At 73.7% G+C, this 1,842-nt stretch carries 2 protein-coding genes; one reads left to right on the top strand and one right to left on the bottom strand.

The annotated features are described in order from the left end of the window. Positions 1-1,189, bottom strand: a 1,189-nt coding sequence (locus E1283_RS35775) for an MFS transporter (RefSeq protein ID WP_207930670.1), incomplete at its 3' end; no start/stop codon positions are given. A gap of 55 nt (positions 1,190-1,244) precedes the next feature. Here E1283_RS35775 and E1283_RS35770 point away from each other — a divergent pair. Beyond that, the coding region (locus E1283_RS35770) for a TetR/AcrR family transcriptional regulator (protein WP_132822326.1) at positions 1,245-1,842 on the top strand (598 nt) is incomplete at its 3' end.

Here is a 1,842-nt window from a genome sequence, read left to right as displayed (position 1 = left end):
GGGGCGGGGGCGGGAAGTCGGCGACACGGAGGGCGCGTACGGCCCGCGGCGTGATCAGCGCGCCGGCGAGGATCACCGCGGAGGCGACCACGCACGCCGTCGTCCAGGAACTGCTGTCGTACAGAATCCCCGCCGCCAGCGCGCCGATCGCGCCGCCGACGAGCGCCGCCGCCTCGTAGAGGCCCATCCCGCGGCCGGTCTGTTCGCCGGCGGCCTCGGCGATCACGGCCTCCTGCACCGGCAGCACGGCCGCCCAGGCCACTCCGCTGAGGATCCACAGGACGGCGATGGCGTAGGGCCCCGGCGCCCAGGACAGGCTCAGCGCGAAGCCCGCGCTCGCCACCGAGGCGGCCGCCACCGCCCGGGCACGGCCGAAGCGCACCACGAACAGGTGCAGGCGGCCGGGCAGCAGGCCGCTCACGATCGCGCCGGGCAGGAACACGAGGGCGATCGCCACCACGTCGAGGTCGAAACCGTGTTGGAGGTGAAGCAGCAGGAGCATGCCCACGGCGGCCTCCGCCGTCATGGTGAACGCGACGGCCAGCAGCATGGGGCGGAGCCTGCGGCCGAGCCCGCCGAGGCCCACCGCCACGCCTCCGCGACCGGACGGCGCCGGCCGGGTGTCCCGGTCGGGGCTGGCCAACAGCGCCCCGGCGGCGAGGAGGCAGGCCGCCGCGCATCCCAGGAAAAGGCCGGTGAAGCCGATCAGGCCCATCAGGGACATGCCGACGACGAAGGCGATCCACGCGCCGTTCTCGCGAGCCGCCATCAGCCGCGGATACACGCCGGAGTCGTCGGCGAGGCGTTCGCCGACGATCGCCCGAAGCGTCACCCACAGCAGGGCGCCGCCGACTCCGCTGAGCACCGCGGCCGCGTAGGCGGGGCCGAGGGAACCGGCGAACGCGTAACCCACGCAGGCCACTCCGTACGCGGCGGCGCCGACGGCCGCCACCCGGCGGCGGTCCCTGGTGTCGGCCAACACTCCGGCGAACGGCCGGACCACGACGGAGACGGCCATCTCCAACGCGACCAGCACCCCGATCTCGGTCGGACCCGCGCCGAGGGCGACGCCCGCCCACAACGGCAGGAGGAAGTCCACCAGTTCGGCGGGGCCGTTGGTGAGGGCCGCGGCCAGCAGGGTTCGTGCCTCGCGCCGCGGCGACCGGGCGTCCGCCTGGGATATGGCCACGCACCCACGGTAACAGAACAAGTGATCTACAACGGAGGGGAATTACCATGCCGTCGTGCCCCGCCACGCCGATCCCGCCGAACGCCGCAGCCATGTGGCCAGAGCCCTGTGGCGCGTCGTCCTCCGCGACGGCCTGGAGCGCGCCACGGTCCGCGCCGTCGCCGCCGAGGCCGGCCTCTCGCTCGGCGCCATCAGCCACTACTTCTCCAGCCAGGAGCAACTACAGCTCTACGCCCTGAAGTTGGTCGACGAACGCGACAACGCGCGGCTCGCCGCGATCGACGAGAGCGGCACGGCGCGCGAGGTCGTCGAGCGGTACCTGTGGGCGCTGCTCCCGGTGGACGAGGACTCCCGCGAGACCAACCGCGTCTTCTACTCCTTCATGGCGCGGGCTCAGGTCGTGCCGGCGTTCCGCGAGATCGTCGCCTCGTTCGACGAGGAGGTGGTGGCCCTCTGCCGGCGCGCCATCGACCGGCTCGCCGGAGACGGCGTCATCGCCCGGGACCACGACCGGGAGACCCTGGTCGCCGAGTTCCGCGCGCTGACGGAGGGCCTGTCCTTCAAGGCCGCGATGTGGCCGGAGAACACGCCTCCCGACGAGATCCGCGCCGTGATGCGCGGCTGGCTCGACGCCCTCCCCCACCGCCCACCGC

The sequence above is a fragment of the Streptomyces hainanensis genome (genome assembly GCF_004348415.1).
Classification (GTDB): Bacteria; Actinomycetota; Actinomycetes; order Streptomycetales; family Streptomycetaceae; genus Streptomyces; species Streptomyces hainanensis.
The sequence above is the reverse complement of the archived record's forward strand: the minus strand, read 5'-3'. Positions and strand labels throughout refer to the sequence as shown.